The sequence below is a fragment of the Candidatus Midichloria mitochondrii IricVA genome (assembly GCF_000219355.1).
Taxonomy (GTDB): Bacteria; Pseudomonadota; Alphaproteobacteria; order Rickettsiales; family Midichloriaceae; genus Midichloria; species Midichloria mitochondrii.
Window position 1 is genome coordinate 1,018,152 of record NC_015722.1, and the last position, 16,174, is coordinate 1,034,325.

The following is a 16,174-nucleotide window of genomic DNA, read 5'->3' on the forward strand; positions in this document are numbered from 1 at the left end:
ATTATCTTACCTCTATTTCTGCTTGTAGCGCCCCCGCTTGTTGTATTGTTTTTAGTATAGCAACTAAATCATGAGTTTTTACTGCTAACGCATTTAATCCGTTTACTAAATCACTCAAATTAGTTCCATTCTCTAATACAGCAAGATTCGTGCCAGGGTCTGCGCGTTGTTCTTCATCAAGCTCTTTTTTACTCTTAGCTGCATTCCTTAAGCTCTGTACAAAGCCTTCTTGATCAGTAATTTTTACTCTAAGATTTCCCTGGGCCACAGCAACTGTATTGATTTTTACATTCTCACTAATGACAATGGTACCAGTCGTTTCATCTATTACTATCTTAGCGACTTGATCTGGCTGAATAGTTAAATTTTCAATCTCAGCAAGAAAATTAACTGCGTTATCTCTGTAGTGATTAGGTACATTGACTTTTATAGTTCCAGGATCCTCTACTGAAGCTATCAAATCATCCTGCTGCGCATTATTTATTGCAGTGGCAATTGTTCTAGCAGTTGTAATATCTGGGTTTTTCAACGCTAGCCTCATCTCAGAAACCTCTTTTAAGGAAAAATTTATTTCCTTTTCTATAATTGCCCCATTATTTACATATCCAGAAGTCGGCACTGCCTTAATTTTGCTAGGATCAGGATCAGCAAGGCTTCCTATACTAACCGGCCCCTGAGCCACTGCATAAACTTCTCCATCTGCCCCCAAAAGAGGGGTAGCAATAAGCGTGCCTCCTTTAAGGCTTTTAGCGTCGCCAAGAGTACTAATGCTTACAGATATCTTGCTACCAGTACGGGCAAATGCGGAAATTGTAGCCGTTACCATTACCGCTGCAATGTTTTTAGTTTTTAGGTTGCTGCCTCTACTATTAATTCCTAATCTTTCAAGAAAATCTACTAACCCCTTTTCCGTAAAGGCAGAATTCTTTAGGTTATCACCACTACCATTTAAGCCAACAACAAGGCCATAACCAACCAATATGTTATCTCTTATGCCCTCAAAATTTACTATATCTTTTATCCTTGATTCTGCAGAGGCAAACTGGGTAAAAGAAGAAACGAATAAGAAAAGTGCACAAAAAACTGTACAAAAATTCATTGCGAGGTCACCTAATAAATAAAGACTTATGTTAAAAGTTGAGCACTGATTTTTTAGTTTGGCAAGTAATTTTACACCCTTAAGTTGTCCTTGTGAAAATTTAACAAAGGCCCTAAATCTAGTTGAATAACTAGGATATATCTTATACAAGAAAATGAGCACCACTACTGTTAAAACAATCAATTCTAACTATGTTTAACCTAACTTCCTCTGAGCTTGGTAAAAAATCGCAATATATAAGTAAGTATAAGCCTGATTTATTATTTGCAATTCCAAGAAAATTAAAAAGAGCAGAGTTATTTGTAGGCCAAAATCCGGTGCAATTTCATGGAGTCGATATATGGAATGCTTATGAAGTTTCTTGGCTTGATATTCAAGGTAAGCCTCAGGTCAGGATTGCTGAGATAATCTATGATGCAAATTCTGAATTCATGGTTGAGTCAAAATCTTTAAAGCTTTATTTAAATTCCTTTAACAACAGCAATTTTAATACTCCAGAAGAAGTCCACAATCTTATTACCAATGATCTTTCTACAATATTGAAAACCAAAATTAAATGTGTCCTATATAATGTGGAAAGTAGCCACTACATACCACAAAAAATTCAGGGGATTTTGCTCGATGACTTAGATATTAATATTAAAAATTGCAATGATAAGCCCATCTTAGAACAAGCGCATGATATAGTGGAAGAGCTATTATATACACATCTGTTAAAATCCAATTGCTTAGTAACTGGACAGCCAGATTTTGGATCTCTAATTGTAAGATATAGTGGCCAAAAAATAAATCATATCTCTGTTTTACGGTACATAATATCTCTACGCAATTTAAATGAATTTCACGAACAGTGTATTGAACGCATATTTTTTGAAATTTATAAAAATTGCCGACCTAACTTTTTAGAGGTATCTGCAAGGTATACAAGAAGAGGAGGTATAGATATTAACCCAATAAGATCCTCATCTGAAAACTTCGCCCAGTCCAACTATAGAAGCTTTAGGCAGTAGCTTCTTCCTTGCGCCTCTATACTATAACTACAATCGCATGTTTCTTTTTTCCAGCTGTAAGCTTTATTTTACCATCTTGGACATAGGAACCATTAATTAATTCAGTTTCGGCCGCTACTATTTCATTATTGATTTTAGCTCCATTGCCGTTTATTAGCCTCCTTGCTTCACCGCCTGAAGCACACAAACCTGCGGCTACAAAAAGCTTGAAAGCGGGTATACCATCCTTTAAGGAATCCGCCTCTAACTCAACTTGTTGCAGATCTTCCCCTATTCCTCCACCAAAAGTACTTCGAGCAGTCTCCATAGAAGCTTTGGCTGCCTCTTTCCCTCTACAAAGTGTGGTAGCTTCGTTTGCCAAAACTATCTTAGCTTCATTTAATTCTGCTCCTTGGAGTGCGGCCATTCTATCAATCTCAGCGATAGGAAGCTCGGTAAATAATTTGAGGAATTTTATCACATCCGCATCGTCCACATTACGCCAAAATTGCCAATAATCATAATTAGAGAGCATGTCTTCATTTAACCAAACAGCTCCACTTGCGGTTTTACCCATCTTAGCGCCAGAAGCTGTTGTAAGTAACGGTGAAGTTAATCCAAAAACTTCATTACCGGTCACTCTTTTAATTAACTCTATACCGTTTACTATATTACCCCACTGATCTGAGCCGCCGAGCTGTAACGTACAATTATATTTTCTATGTAATTCAAGAAAATCATAAGCTTGCAATAACATATAGCTAAATTCAAGAAACGTAAGAGGCTGCCGCCTATCAAGCCTAATCTTGACGCTATCAAAAGTTAACATCCGATTAACAGAAAAATGTCTGCCATACTGACTTAAAAACTCAAGATAATTTAGACTCAGTAGCCAATCTGCATTATCAACAGAAGTCGCACCTTGATCAAAATTAATGAACTGAGCAAATACTTTGTTAATTGATTGTTTGTTTTTTTCTATTTGCTCCTCTGAAGGCACAGATCTCATCTCATCTTTCCCGGATGGATCACCGACTCTGGTCGTGCCGCTACCTAACAATACTGTCGGCTCATGCCCAAATTTCTGTAAGGTACGTAGTACCATGATTTGAATCAGGCCTCCAACATGCAACGATGGGGCTGTACAATCGAATCCAATATAGGCCCTAACTTTTTTAGCTGCTAGTAACTCATCAAGGCCATCATCGTTAGTTGACTGATGTATATAGCCTCTTTCATATAAAAAATTTAATAGATCTGATTTTCTTTTCATAAACACACACCTATTCGTAACGTAAAGCAGCTGCTGGCATCACACTCGCAGCTTTCCATGCGGGGTATATGGTTGCTAAAAACGATAATAGTAATGCCGTAGAAACTATTATAACCGTGCTAGTAACCGAAAATTCTGCAGGCAAACTGGTGAGAAAATATATTACAGGATCAAATATAACTTGCCCAGTCATATTTTCTAAAAATTGGCGGATTTGCTCTATATAAATTGTAAATAGTATGCCAATTATTGCTCCCAAAAAAGTTCCAGTAACTCCTATTATAGAACCGCAAATCATAAATATTCTTAAAATCGACGTCTTCTTCATTCCAATAGTTCGAAGTATTGCTATACTTTTTTTCTTATCCTGAACTAACATAATAAGGCTTGAAATGATATTAAATGCAGCGATTAAAATAATCAGCATCAATATAAAAAACATCACGTTTCTCTCCACGCGTAAGGCAGCTACCAAAGATTGATTTGCAGCACTCCAATCAATTATACTTAACTCGTTACCAATGATAGAGTTAATTTCTCTTTTGACCAACGCAAGATGCTGCGGATGATCAATTACTATCTCCAAGTCAGTAGCACTATGATCAAAAAATAATTGTGCATACCGAAGCGGCATAAAAATGCTATTACTGTTATATTCATACATGCCAACATCAAAGGCACCAACTACTTTGAACGTTTTTATGCGAGGTACCATACCAAATGCTAAATTCTCAACTTTAGGAGCTACAAGCTTAACATAATCACCAATATCAACTCCCATTTCTCTTGCCATAGCTTCGCCAATGAATACGCCCTCATTGTTTTTATAAGAATTAAACTCATTAATCGATGTTAAGGATCCCATAGCTGGTTTCTTTTCTAAATCTTTACCATCTATACCTCTAACTAGTGCTCCTTTAGATCTACCTGTAGCGCCAATTATCATTGCTTGAGCAATGATAATTGGCGCTACATAATTAACATGTTCGATGCGACTAATTTTGTTCTGCAAGTCTCTAAAGTCTTTTATATCGCCCTGACTTGAACTGATTGTGATATGGCCATTTATTCCGAGTATTTTGCTAATTAGCTGCACTTCATAACCTGACATGACTGACATCACTATTATTAAGGTAGCAACGCCTAAGGTTATCCCAACCAAAGAAAAGGCACTAACAATCGATATAAACCCTTCTTTATTTTTAGTACGCAAATATCTTAATGCGATTAAGAGTTCTACTTTTGTTACCATTTAATTAGTCTTTTGAGTGATTTTTAACACTAAAGCGCCAAATATGAAAGATAATAATGAGCCGCTTAGTACACCAATTTTTACTATACTCGTGTATTCCTCTACCTCATCAAAGGCTAAAACATTCATAAATAAGCTCATCGTAAAGCCAATCCCGCAAATAATCGCTATACTATAAAACTGCTTTAAATCTGTGTTTTCGGGCAAAGAAGTAATTTTTGTTTTGACTAAAAGATATACCGTCCCAAAAATTCCTAGTTGTTTGCCAACAAATAAACCTAGAGTTATTCCTAAAACTATAGGGCTACAGAATACTTCCCAGGATAAATTTGATAAATTCACTCCGCTGTTCGCAAATGCAAAGACTGGAATAATTATATAAGCGACTAAGGGATATAAACTCTTCTCAATATTCTCTATAGGCTTAGATCCATCTGTTGCAGTAATTGGTATAAATAAACCCATAATGACCCCTGCAATTGTTGCATGAATTCCGCTTGCTAATATTAAGCTCCACATAATCATGCCAGTAACTAGATAAATCGGACCCGAAAAGATTTTTTTGCTACATAATATAGAAAGAAATATTACACACAGCCCAACATACCACAAATACTGCAACTGCAATGAATCAGTATAGAAAAAAGCAATTATTAATACTGCAATTAGGTCATCAATAATAGCAAGAGCGGTTAAGAATACTCTAAGTGATATAGGTAGGCCCTTACCGCATAAGGCTAGCACTCCAAGAGCAAACGCAATATCCGTAGCTGCAGGAATAGCCCACCCCTTCATATTTAACTCATAGTTTTTATTAAATAAGATAAAAATAATTATAGGGAATACTACTCCTCCAACTGCACCAACCAAAGGCAATACCCGTTGCTCTCCTTTAGATAAATGACCAACCACTAATTCACGTTTAATCTCCATGCCAACACTGAAAAAGAAAACTGCCATTAATAAGTCATTTATCCACTCCCTTATGGAGAGGCCAAGAGAGTGATGCGCAAATGCTAAACTTATTTTGGTTTGGAAAAATGCCTCATAACAACTCGCACAACTAGAATTGGAAACAATTAGAGTTAAGAAAGTAGCTATAAAAAGTAACAGTCCCTTTTCAACAGCATTATGTATCAACAAAGCAAAATTAGTTAATCCTTTTGGTATCATAGTAATCTATCTAAATAGTTCCATTTCTTCTACTAATGTATAATTATTTTTCCTAATCTTTTCTTTTATTGAAAGAATGGCGTGCTCAACTATACCAAGGTTCTTTAACGCAACACCACCAAGCTGCAAACCCGTCTCGATTGTAGTAGGCACGGTCATTTCTGCTCCCATTTTCTTTAAGTTTCTACTATGTCTTAAGTCTTCAGCCCTAGTAATAATGGGTAAGCTACTGAATTCTAAAGAAATCACTTTCACTGCTTTTCTGACTGATATTTTATCGCTCATACTAAGTATAATTGCAGCAGCTTGCTTGGCTCCAACAGCATTTAGTGTATCAAGATCTGCTAGGTTACCATGATAAACTGGGAATCCGTCCTCTCTTGCTTGTTTTGCAAGAGAGGCATTGCTATCAACGGCCACATAGTTGATCTGTTCTTGTTCAAGCATATATGCGACAACTCTTCCTACCCTACCGAAGCCCGCTAATATGACATGCTCGCTTAAATCACCTATTCCTCTTAATTCTTGCAATTGGTGAGAAGCCAAACCGTTGTCTAATATATCTTCTATTTTAGTACCAATAATTGAAAGTAGTGGAGTGACGGCCATAGTAACCGCAACCACCATAAATAAAAACTGAGCTAAGTCATGAGTTATTACACCTTGACTTACGGCTATATTAAATAAAATGAAAGCAAATTCTCCACCTTGCGAAAGTAATAAAGATGCATTTATAGATTCGCCCCGTTGATAACCAAAAAAATTACACAGAATAAATATCACCAACGCTTTTATTAAAATGATGCCAGCAGAAAGAACTAAAATATCGCTCCACTGAGACATGATAAAACGCCAATCTATTGACATCCCAACTGTTATGAAGAACAAGCTCATAAATAAACCTTGAAAGGGAATTATGCTATCTTCAACCCTATTTCTATATTCCGTTTCAGCGATTAGGATTCCCGCAAGAAATGCTCCCATGGCTGTAGAAAGACCTAATTGGCTAGTTGTCCAAGCAGCTCCAAGTACTATCAATAGAGTAGTTGTTACATACACTTCGTCTGTTTTTACCGAAGCAATTAATGAGAAAAAAGGTCTTAAGCACCACCTGCCAAATAAAGTAATTGCAATAATTGCGCCCAAAGCTTTAAGACTTGCCCATCCTATTGTTAATAACATGTCGTTGCCCTGATTTAGAATAGGAATAATTGCAAGCAATGGAACAACAGCAAAATCCTGCATCAAAAGCACAGCTAGAGATAGTCTTCCAATTGGGCTAGATTGAGTTCCATTTTCAGCTAAAACCTGCAATACTATAGCCGTAGAAGAAAGAGCAAGAGCTAGGGAGATCACAATTACCATAGTCTGCGGTAGTTCTGTATCTATATAGTGATCAATAACTAGATATGCCAAATAAAAAACTAAGGCTGTTAAAAGAAGCTGTAGTCCACCAAAACCAAAAACTAGTACTCTCATTTTTATTAAACGCTCAAATGTGAGTTCCAGCCCTATTACAAATAAAAGAAAAACCACCCCGAATTCACCAAGGGCAGTTGTATAACCTGGCTCTTTTATTAAATCTAAACCATTAGAGCCGATTATGGCGCCTACTACAAGATAACCGAGAACCGGGCTTGTTCTGAACTTTCTCAATAACACTACGGTTATTATAGAAACTAGTAGCAGTATAAGTACATCAGGTAAGTATCCAGTATCGTGCATGCCCTTTTAAAATCTTCAACCTATAAAATTTATTGTATCAACTAATATTTACTTGAGTAAAATCTATATCATTGTTCTATAGTTGACTACATTGCATTTTAACTTTTTGCAAATTATAAATCTAATAAAAAATAATTATTATTTGTATGCCAATAGCTTTAATCACCGGAGCTGCAAAAAGAATAGGGAAAATTATTTCATTAAATCTTGCTCAAAATGGCTGGGACCTACTCTTACACTATAATTCTTCAAAAGCAGAAGCTGAAGAACTAAAAAGAACCGTAGAAAAAAGCGGTATCAAAGCAGAGTTATTGCATTGTGATTTTAGAAATTTAGATAATATAGAGCATTTAATACAACAAGATAACCTTGATCTACTGATCAATAATGCCTCCAGCTTCGAAAATGACAATATAAATAATTTTTTTTATGAAGATATTGCAAATAAATTAAAAATCAACTTAATCGCCCCAATGTTATTAACTAAAGCATTCGTGAAAAAGTCAGTGAATGTATCTAATCCCAACATTATTAATATATTAGATTGTGAAATCAAAAATATACCAAGCAACTTTATTTCTTATAATATCACTAAAAATGCATTGGCTCATTTTACTAAAATTGCCGCGAAAAACCTAGCTCCAACTATTAGAGTCAACGGAATTGCTTTAGGGCATACTGTAAAAAATCCTAAACAATCTGAAGAAAACTTTAATAAAGCAATACAATACTCCCTGCTTAAGAAAAATGTATCTGAAAAGAATCTTCTAGACACAATTTATTATTTAATCCAGAACGAAAACCTGGTGGGAAATATAATATTTTTAGAAAACTAAGAGGGAGTACAGCTCGCTGATGTTTGATGGATGATAGATTCGCTAGCTGCGCCCCGGGCGGAGAGACTAGAGTGCTTCTCTCTTTTAGCCAAGGAAAGTTTTTACTTATTTTAGGCATTGCCTAGTAATTATAGACGGCAATAAGATGGTATGATATCTTCGTAATAAGACGGGAGTAGAAATGACAATTAAGTGTAAATATTGTGGCTCTCGAGCAGGTGAAGAATGGTGTGGTACATTGTGGACAGCAAGAGGTAATACAGGTACAAGAATTGCAAAAAGAATTACCGAGAAGGTAATAAGCGACAGAAATACACTATGAATGATAGACCTAAAACCTAACCTTGAGGAGTGTGGAATTAGGACGATAAGAGAGACTGACTGGAATCCATAACAGCCAAATATCTTCATGGATCGAAGGACGGGGGGACGCTATGTGCAAGAAAAGTTAGATAAGAGCTGCAACAGCACAAAGTCACTTAAGGATATCGAGGTCCTAGAGATTGACGAGCTGTGCACATATATAAAAAAAGACCAAAGAATGGAAGTGGGGTACACCTTTATATGGATTACTGTTGATAGAGGAGCGGGTGAAATTATTGATTTTGAAGGTAGGTGACGGGAGTAAGGCAACCCACCTGAACTTGTCATTTAGGCTTTGAGGAACGTTATAAATTGAGCATGTACAGATGATTACAGCGTTTATGAATACTATAAAAATCTCCACGCACCATCACAAAACAAAGGCTGAGACCCCATTGGTAGAATCAAAGAATTCTTTAAGAGGCATTATCTAGCTAGTTTTAATCGAAGAACGAAGCGCTATAGCAAACCCCTGAGGATGCTTTGCGCTACTCTCACCCTCTTCTTCCATAGGCATTTGCTGGATTTGAAACTTCTATCTATAAATATTAGGCAGTGCCTTATTTTAATAAGTATATTTATATATTCCACGTTTCCTAGAATGGATATTATTGGCCGCAACTCCTCCGATAACACTACTTATAATAGCACCAAAATTCTGATTGCTTGATGAAGGATCATAATGAGAAGTTGTAGTTATTACAGGTTCGGTAGTATTATGGGTATATATGTATTCAATAACACCGAAACAGTATTTGGGTAGCTGAGTATCGTTATTAAAATCCCCTGCTTCGCAAGGGTTACAAGCCAAGAAATCCTCCTATTAAGCTCTTCAGTTATTACTCTTCTCGCTAGAGCACTTTATTTGATACAGAAGCTTTATTGAGAGCGCTATTCATTAATAGCTCGTTTGCTCTAGACTTGATCATGTCTAAAGCTACTTTATTTTTACCGCCACGAGGCACAATGACATGGGCATCTTTCTTACTTGGCTCAATGTATTTTTAAAAACATGGGGCGGACATTGAGTATTATACTGATCTAAAATTTGTTTAATATCACGTCCACGCTCTAAAACATCCCTTTTTATGCGTCTCATAAGACATATATATAGCGGAGTATCAACATATATCTTAATATTCATAAAGCTGCCTAACTTCTTTTACGGCCAACGTTAAATCTAAGACTACTATTTGATGAGAATCCACCAAGGTCGTTTCTTTTTTTCTACTATGAGTTATATAATCATACCTTGGCATATTAATGGGCTTGCCTAAAACCAACTCTTTAATCTGCCTAACTAGTGGATCATTATCAATAGATCTGGGGTGGTCATAGTTCATTTTTGCTCTTTCTTCAATTGATAACTTAGAATGATCCTTATAATAGTCATCAGCATTAATTACTACTACAACTTGCTCTTGGAGGAGCATTGCTAAGTAAGCTATTTGCTAATAAGCTTTCGCCTGAAGCTGCTGGACCTGCAATACCTATAACTTTTCTGTGCGGCATAGTGTGTAGATACCATAAGTTTTTGTAATTTATATAAAAAATTCCTCAACCAAGTCAAGGAGCAGGCGTATCTAGTGTGCTTCTAGTAGATAAAGTATAACTACAAATTCAGTAAGCTCCGATTGTTGGGTAGTATTAACAAATAAATCAATATAAATGGTCTATGGATCTCAATACTTCTTCAATAGACTCAGCAATCAAAACGGAAGTAAAAACCTGTAAAGTCGACTCCTTGATAAAGGATCAAATGCACTCTCTCTTAAAAAGCCCATTGCTAAACCTCCTCCTATGCCCTCTTTGATAACATTCCAAGTATTAACTTCATAAGTATTATGGTTAAAAGAATTTTGCCGCTTCATAAAATAATTGCCTGAGTGTATGGCCTGTAAAACCTATTATACACTGGCCAGAAATCGTATTAGAATTCTTAAATTCCTGTAGTATTCTTAAAAGACATCACCTGCCCAACATATTTTAAACAACGCTTCCAGCATAGTTTTATTATAGAAGTCTCAAATCCCCATGGAGGGTCTGTTTCTTGCCCTAGGTATATACTTTTCGCCGCTGAGGCAAGGATCTACTGAAATGAAGCAAACAGCTGTAGGCAACAATGCCATTTTTGTTCTGTATACTAAAGCTTCTTCTTATATTAGAAAAAAGGTTACCTTTTATTGCGGTTGTCACACAGGCAGCATTGCCAACACCTTCACTACATCATTTCCAAGAAGATTTAGAGCTGTTTCTTCGCTGCTTTTAATTATAAGGGGTTCTCCCCAAATACTAAACTTAAGCGTATGAATTAGTACTGAAAGCAATCCCGCTTTTTGTAAAACCAAGCCTTGCAGAAAAAACTGCAACGATTGCAGTAATCGCATTTGCTGCATAACCCGCTAAATTCTCTTGTGCCTCGCTATTAAAAGATTCCTGTCCTACATTACTCATATAAGCTTTAAAATTTAAATGAAATTATGCATCAAGATTTGCTACACTCAAAGCATTTTTCTGAATAAACTCCCTTCTCGGCTCGACGATGTCGCCCATTAAAGTTGAAAATACCGAATCAGCTTCAGTAGCGTCCTCAACCCTAACCTGTAATAGAGTTCGGTTGACAGGGTCTAAGGTGGTCTCCCATAACTGATCAGGATTCATTTCTCCTAAACCTTTAAAGCGTTGTATATATAAACCTCTCCTTGCAGAGGATAGCATTATCCCAACAATTTCTAGTATGGTAAAACATCTTGTTATCGAGTTACCGATATGCAACGCGGCCCCCCCCTCTACAATAACTTTAAGTTTAAAGGCTAAAGCAGACAATTTCTTAAAATGGGACGAGAGTATATAGTCATTATTCAATACAAATTCCTCAGATACTCCTCTATAAGTGCGTATCAACTTAATTTGCTCTTCTAAAAGGGTGTACTCCCAAATTGGCTCAGCAGTAAGTTCGCTTAAGTTAATTTTATTTCTTATTGCCTCAGCAACCTTGTCAGGATTAGAAATAATTTCTTGTTGAGAATTAAAAAATTCAGCTGCAGCTAAAGCTGCAGCTTCTAAGATATAACTAGGGATGCCCTTTGTATTTGAGTTTAACAACTCAACAAACTTTAAAGCATTGTTTAGTATCTCTTTCAATGCTGAGCCACTATAAGTCTTATTATTTGCTTCTATTGTTGCATTCTCTAAAGCAATTTTTACTAAATATTGCTGCAACACCTCTTCATCTTTCAAATACAGACTGGTTTGTCCTTTTTTTACTTTATAAAGTGGCGGCTGCGCTATATATAGATATCCGCGCTCTATAAGTTCTGGCATATAGCGATAAAAGAAAGTTAGCAGCAGTGTTCTAATATGGGCCCCATCAACATCAGCATCTGCCATAATAATAATCTTATGATACCGTAGCTTATCTATATCGAATTTGTTATCTCCAATGCTAGTACCTATCGCTGTAATCAAGGTTCCTATTTCAGCAGAACTAAGCATTTTATTAAACCTTGCACGTTCTACATTCAAAATTTTACCCTTTAAAGGTAATATAGCCTGGATTCTTCTATCACGCGCTTGTTTGGCAGAACCTCCAGCAGAATCCCCTTCTACAAGGAAGAGCTCGCATATTTCTGGAATTTTTTCCTGGCAATTTGCTAATTTGCCAGGAAGATTTGCCATATCGAGATCACTTTTTTGCCTTTTGAGTTCCCTGGCTTTTCGAGCTGCTTCTCTTGCGGCGCTTGCCTCTATAATTTTGGCTACAATAGTTTTGGCTTCATTTGGATTTTCTTCAAGCCACTTTGATAAATTGTCGAAAACTATACTCTCAACAACAGGCCTGACTTCACTGCTCACTAATTTATCCTTAGTTTGCGAAGAAAATTTAGGGTCGGGCACTTTTGCCGAAAGTACACAAGTCAGACCTTCTCTTATATCTTCTGGTGCTATTGAAAGTTTTTGTTTTTTAAAACTTGGCATTCGCTCAACATAACTATTGAAGCTGCGAGTTATTGCTGCTCTAAAACCTGCAAGGTGAGTCCCCCCATCGCTTTGTCTAATATTGTTAGTAAAACAAAGCATATTCTCATGATAACTATCATTCCACTGCAAGGCAAGCTCTGCCGAAATATCTTTGTCACTCCCTGACATGTAAATAATTTTACTCACAGCTTTTTTAGATTTATCTAAATCGTGGACAAATTCTTTGACTCCGCCCTCAAAATAAAACTCTGAGCTTTTAGGTGGTTCTGCTCTCAAGTCTTCTATTTTTATCCGCACTCCAGAATTTAAGAAAGATAATTCTTTTAATCTATGCTCTAGGGCGGAAAAGCTAAATTCTGTTGTAGTAAAAATTTCACTAGAAGGCAAAAATGTTACTTCCGTTCCTCTCTTACCGCCAGCGTCACCAACAACTTCTAAAGACTTAACGGCAACACCATCAACAAATTTAACAAAATGCTCTTTACCATCACGCCAAATTCTTAGCTTTAACCATTTCGACAATGCATTAACCACAGAGACACCGACACCGTGCAGCCCCCCTGAAACTTTATAAGAGTTAGTATCAAATTTGCCACCGGCATGTAACTGCGTCATAATAACTTCAGCTGCCGAAACTCCTTCTTCAGGATGAATATCTGTTGGAATTCCACGCCCATCATCCACTACTGTCACAGAGCCATCTGGATTAATTGCCACATAAATAAATCTACAAAAGCCTTGCAGAGCTTCATCTATAGCATTATCAACTACCTCTTTAACCATGTGATGTAGGCCTGAGCCATCATCTGTATCACCAATATACATCCCCGGCCTTTTTCTCACAGCTTCAAGCCCTTTAAGCACCTTTATCGAATGAGCACCATATTCATTATTTGTTAAATGATTTTTTTTAGAAGATCCAGAAGTTGCCATATAAATACTAATTTAAACACACCATATACGAGGCGAAACACTAACATAATAATGCCAGTTGATCAAGCTTTTTGGTTTAGTTTACACAAAGTGGCTTAGAAAGAGCGCTCTATTGTGCCAGCTGATTACGCGAGAAGTGATCTCGGTCGCTTAAGTAATACAGAACATTTTCAACGTCATTCATTATTCCAAGATCGTCGTATATACAGAACTTAACCTCTGGATAAGTGATGATTGGAGCGCTGCGCGATTCACTATCTCTGCAACCAATTTTACCAGAACCACGTACTAGCAACGGTATCAATCCCATTGAATCATCAACAAAAGCCTGAATTAAAACCCCATCCTCATATTGTAGGTAATATTTACCATAAATAATCACATCAATAGTTCCGGTTATTATAAGTGTACCAAAAATCGGCAATGCCTGGTAATTATAGACGGCACAATAAGAGGGTACGATATCTTCGTAGTAGAATGGGTGGAGTAGAAATGACAATCGAGTGTAAATATTGCGGCTCTAGCGAGCAGGTGAAGAATGGCGTGGTATAGGGACAGCAGAGGTATAAGATGCAAGAATTGCAAAAAGAATTACCGAGAGGTGATAAGCGGCAGAATACACGATGAATGATAGACCTAAAACCTAACCTTGAGGACTGTGGAATTAGGACGATAGAGAGACTGACTGGAATCCATAACAGCCAAATATCTTCATGGATCGAAGGACGGGGGGACGCTATGTGCAAGAAAAGTTAGATAAGAGCTGCAACAGCACAAAGTCACTTAAGGATATCGAGGTCCTAGAGATTGACGAGCTGTGCACATATATAAAAAAAGACCAAAGAATGGAAGTGGGAGTACACCTTTATATGGATTGCTGTTGATAGAGGAGCGGGTGAAATTATTGATTTTGAGTAGGTGACGGGAGCAAGGCAACCCTACATGAACCTGTCATTTAGGCTTGGAAGAACGTTATAAATTGAGCATGTACAGATGATTACAGCGTTTATGAATACTATAAAATCTCCACGCACCATCACAAAACAAAGGCTAGGACCTCATTTGTAGAATCAAAGAATTCTTTAAGAGGCATTATCTAGCTAGTTTTAATCGGAGAACAGAGCGCTATAGCAAATTCCTGAGGATGCTTTGCGCTACTCTTACCCTCTTCTTCCATAGGCATTTGCTGGATTTGAAACTCCTATCCATAAATATTAGGCAATGCCTGTTACTCACGCTGTAATCATTGCCTCGATGATTGAAGCCTCACTGCTAATTTTAGCTATTATAATTTTTCCCCACTCATCCTTATTTAATTTTGCTGCAGTTTTTTCACTAATACAAACTGCTGATTTCGCCGATAAATTTATTTTATATTTCTTAGCCAAATTAGAAAAAGCTGAGGCAGTACTAGGGGAATAAAAAAGCACCAGCTTAATCAAATCGTTAATCGAACTAATAGCCTGTTCAGATAAATTTTCAGTTAGCATGGATTTATACACTACCTCCCTTTTTATTAGGTAACCGGCGTCCAACAACTGTTTTTCTATATTGCCTGCAATGTCAGCTCCAGAAATATATAAAATTTTCACTCCGGCTTGCTCATTTTTTTTAATAAGACTAATAAGAGTGTCACTATTTTGAGAGGATTCTTGGCAGAAAATTATGTTTTTATAGCCTGATTCCTGTAATAGATTAGCTGTTTCTGAGCCAACTGCATAAACCTTTTTATTCTTTAACCAGTCAATATGGCCGCTAGCATAAACCGAATTTTGACTAGTCATAACAATTAAATCGTAATCATTATCTACTATCTCTTTATACATATAGCTAATATGTAGCATAGGAAGATTTAATACTTTATAACCCAATTGCTCGAGTTTAGTAGAAGTCTGTGCAGCAAAGTTCCGTTGCCTAGTTATTAGTATCATTTGTAGGTACCTTTTTTTTTCGATTACGTTTTAATAACACATAAAATGCTCCCGTACCACCATGTTTGGGAGAAGCGGTGCCCACTCTTAAAATATAAGAGCGGATATTTTTATAATTCAGCCAAGTAATTATCATATCTTTTATGCTACCGCCACCACTGCCCTTGCCTGTAATCACTACTACTAATCTAAATTTACTTTGCCAAGATGCAATGATGAATTGCTCCAGTTCTCTCAAGGCATTTTCTAAATTATAGCCATGTAAATCAAGCTTGGCATCCATTGGATAGCGCCCTCTTTTTATATCTTTCACAGTGCTATGATCTATATCACTATCGTCATCCAGCACTAAATTTCTTGAAGTGTAATTATATCTATCAGGACTAGGTTGTAACTCTCTTGTAATAACCACAGGCCTTTCCGTATTTGGCTCTTTAATAAAAAGTTTAGATTGCTTATGCTTCTTTATATCTTTTGTTACTTTTTGCCAAAACTCTGTTTCAAAATCATTAGGCAACCATTTTTTTGATGACATTTTATTTTTAGCTTCCAATTTATAGTGTAAATTATGAAAATGCGATACCAGAGTTAATCGATTTTTGTTAAAAATTTATTTCCT

General features: G+C 36.5%; 20 protein-coding genes. 6 read left to right on the forward strand and 14 right to left on the reverse strand.

What is annotated here, in order from left to right; genetic code table 11:
• Position 1: 1 nt before the first annotated feature.
• Complete coding sequence (locus MIDI_RS05280; protein ID WP_013951547.1) at positions 2-1,099, reverse strand: flagellar basal body P-ring protein FlgI; 1,098 nt, start codon at positions 1,097-1,099, stop codon at positions 2-4.
• 191 nt (positions 1,100-1,290) lie between these two features.
• Between MIDI_RS05280 and queF the strand changes: the two genes are divergently transcribed.
• Complete coding sequence (gene queF / locus MIDI_RS05285; protein WP_013951548.1) at positions 1,291-2,109, forward strand: NADPH-dependent 7-cyano-7-deazaguanine reductase QueF; 819 nt, start codon at positions 1,291-1,293, stop codon at positions 2,107-2,109.
• A 16-nt stretch (positions 2,110-2,125) separates the two neighbouring features.
• Here the strand turns inward: queF and tyrS are convergent, their stop codons facing one another.
• Genes tyrS through MIDI_RS05305 form a run of 4 tightly spaced genes read right to left on the reverse strand, consistent with a single transcriptional unit; the run spans position 2,126 to position 7,511 of the window.
• The gene (tyrS, locus tag MIDI_RS05290) at positions 2,126-3,361 is read right to left on the reverse strand and encodes a tyrosine--tRNA ligase (RefSeq protein WP_013951549.1); all 1,236 of its coding nucleotides are present in this window, start codon (positions 3,359-3,361) and stop codon (positions 2,126-2,128) included.
• Between the two features lie 10 nt (positions 3,362-3,371).
• Positions 3,372-4,613, reverse strand: coding sequence for a lipoprotein-releasing ABC transporter permease subunit (locus tag MIDI_RS05295; protein WP_013951550.1), 1,242 nt, complete (start codon positions 4,611-4,613; stop codon positions 3,372-3,374).
• A complete protein-coding gene (gene nhaA / locus MIDI_RS05300) occupies positions 4,614-5,786 on the reverse strand; it encodes a Na+/H+ antiporter NhaA (protein ID WP_013951551.1) in 1,173 nt (390 codons plus the stop codon).
• 6 nt (positions 5,787-5,792) lie between these two features.
• Entirely contained in the window at positions 5,793-7,511 is a 1,719-nt protein-coding gene (locus MIDI_RS05305) for a cation:proton antiporter domain-containing protein (protein WP_013951552.1), read from the reverse strand.
• Between the two features lie 146 nt (positions 7,512-7,657).
• Here MIDI_RS05305 and MIDI_RS05310 point away from each other — a divergent pair, with 146 nt between their 5' ends.
• From MIDI_RS05310 to MIDI_RS08730, 3 genes are all read left to right on the forward strand, one after another.
• On the forward strand, positions 7,658-8,347 hold the full coding sequence (locus tag MIDI_RS05310; protein ID WP_013951553.1) for an SDR family NAD(P)-dependent oxidoreductase: 690 nt from the start codon (positions 7,658-7,660) through the stop codon (positions 8,345-8,347).
• A 181-nt stretch (positions 8,348-8,528) separates the two neighbouring features.
• Positions 8,529-8,669: a hypothetical protein gene (locus MIDI_RS08725; protein WP_160162289.1), complete on the forward strand. Its 141-nt coding sequence runs from the start codon at positions 8,529-8,531 to the stop codon at positions 8,667-8,669.
• A 114-nt stretch (positions 8,670-8,783) separates the two neighbouring features.
• Entirely contained in the window at positions 8,784-8,966 is a 183-nt protein-coding gene (locus tag MIDI_RS08730) for a hypothetical protein (protein ID WP_160162290.1), read from the forward strand.
• Between the two features lie 309 nt (positions 8,967-9,275).
• On the opposite strand, the gene MIDI_RS05320 is transcribed toward MIDI_RS08730, so the two are convergent.
• The 7 genes from MIDI_RS05320 to MIDI_RS08985 all read right to left on the reverse strand — a co-directional run bounded on the left by MIDI_RS05320 (position 9,276) and on the right by MIDI_RS08985 (position 14,048).
• Positions 9,276-9,521 (reverse strand): hypothetical protein, encoded by a 246-nt coding sequence (locus MIDI_RS05320; protein ID WP_041185538.1) that lies wholly within the window; start codon positions 9,519-9,521, stop codon positions 9,276-9,278.
• 126 nt (positions 9,522-9,647) lie between these two features.
• On the reverse strand, positions 9,648-9,854 hold the full coding sequence (locus MIDI_RS10460) for a nucleoside/nucleotide kinase family protein (protein ID WP_052567731.1): 207 nt from the start codon (positions 9,852-9,854) through the stop codon (positions 9,648-9,650).
• Positions 9,844-10,143, reverse strand: a complete 300-nt coding sequence (locus MIDI_RS06475) for a nucleoside/nucleotide kinase family protein (protein ID WP_013951556.1) — start codon at positions 10,141-10,143, stop codon at positions 9,844-9,846. Before MIDI_RS06475 ends, MIDI_RS10460 begins: the two co-directional genes overlap by 11 nt.
• Positions 10,144-10,419: 276 nt before the next feature.
• Positions 10,420-10,581, reverse strand: a complete 162-nt coding sequence (locus MIDI_RS08735) for a hypothetical protein (protein WP_013951558.1) — start codon at positions 10,579-10,581, stop codon at positions 10,420-10,422.
• Positions 10,582-11,008: 427 nt separating this feature from the next.
• Entirely contained in the window at positions 11,009-11,164 is a 156-nt protein-coding gene (locus tag MIDI_RS08740) for a hypothetical protein (RefSeq protein WP_013951560.1), read from the reverse strand.
• Positions 11,165-11,188: 24 nt separating this feature from the next.
• Positions 11,189-13,624: a DNA topoisomerase (ATP-hydrolyzing) subunit B gene (gene gyrB / locus MIDI_RS05335; RefSeq protein WP_013951561.1), complete on the reverse strand. Its 2,436-nt coding sequence runs from the start codon at positions 13,622-13,624 to the stop codon at positions 11,189-11,191.
• A gap of 109 nt (positions 13,625-13,733) precedes the next feature.
• Positions 13,734-14,048 carry a hypothetical protein gene (locus MIDI_RS08985; protein WP_041185539.1) on the reverse strand — a complete coding sequence of 105 codons (315 nt, stop codon included), beginning with the start codon at positions 14,046-14,048 and terminating at the stop codon, positions 13,734-13,736.
• Between the two features lie 203 nt (positions 14,049-14,251).
• Here MIDI_RS08985 and MIDI_RS09890 point away from each other — a divergent pair, with 203 nt between their 5' ends.
• On the forward strand, positions 14,252-14,380 hold the full coding sequence (locus MIDI_RS09890; RefSeq protein WP_272940954.1) for a hypothetical protein: 129 nt from the start codon (positions 14,252-14,254) through the stop codon (positions 14,378-14,380).
• Positions 14,365-14,508, forward strand: coding sequence for a hypothetical protein (locus MIDI_RS08180; protein ID WP_192805766.1), 144 nt, complete (start codon positions 14,365-14,367; stop codon positions 14,506-14,508). The genes MIDI_RS09890 and MIDI_RS08180 overlap by 16 nt, the downstream gene beginning before the upstream one ends.
• Positions 14,509-14,856: 348 nt before the next feature.
• Here the strand turns inward: MIDI_RS08180 and MIDI_RS05345 are convergent, their stop codons facing one another.
• Both MIDI_RS05345 and MIDI_RS06480 read right to left on the reverse strand, forming a co-directional pair.
• Complete coding sequence (locus tag MIDI_RS05345) at positions 14,857-15,555, reverse strand: uroporphyrinogen-III synthase (protein ID WP_013951563.1); 699 nt, start codon at positions 15,553-15,555, stop codon at positions 14,857-14,859.
• Positions 15,539-16,108, reverse strand: coding sequence for a Smr/MutS family protein (locus MIDI_RS06480; RefSeq protein WP_052567732.1), 570 nt, complete (start codon positions 16,106-16,108; stop codon positions 15,539-15,541). Before MIDI_RS06480 ends, MIDI_RS05345 begins: the two co-directional genes overlap by 17 nt.
• Positions 16,109-16,174 lie beyond the last annotated feature (66 nt).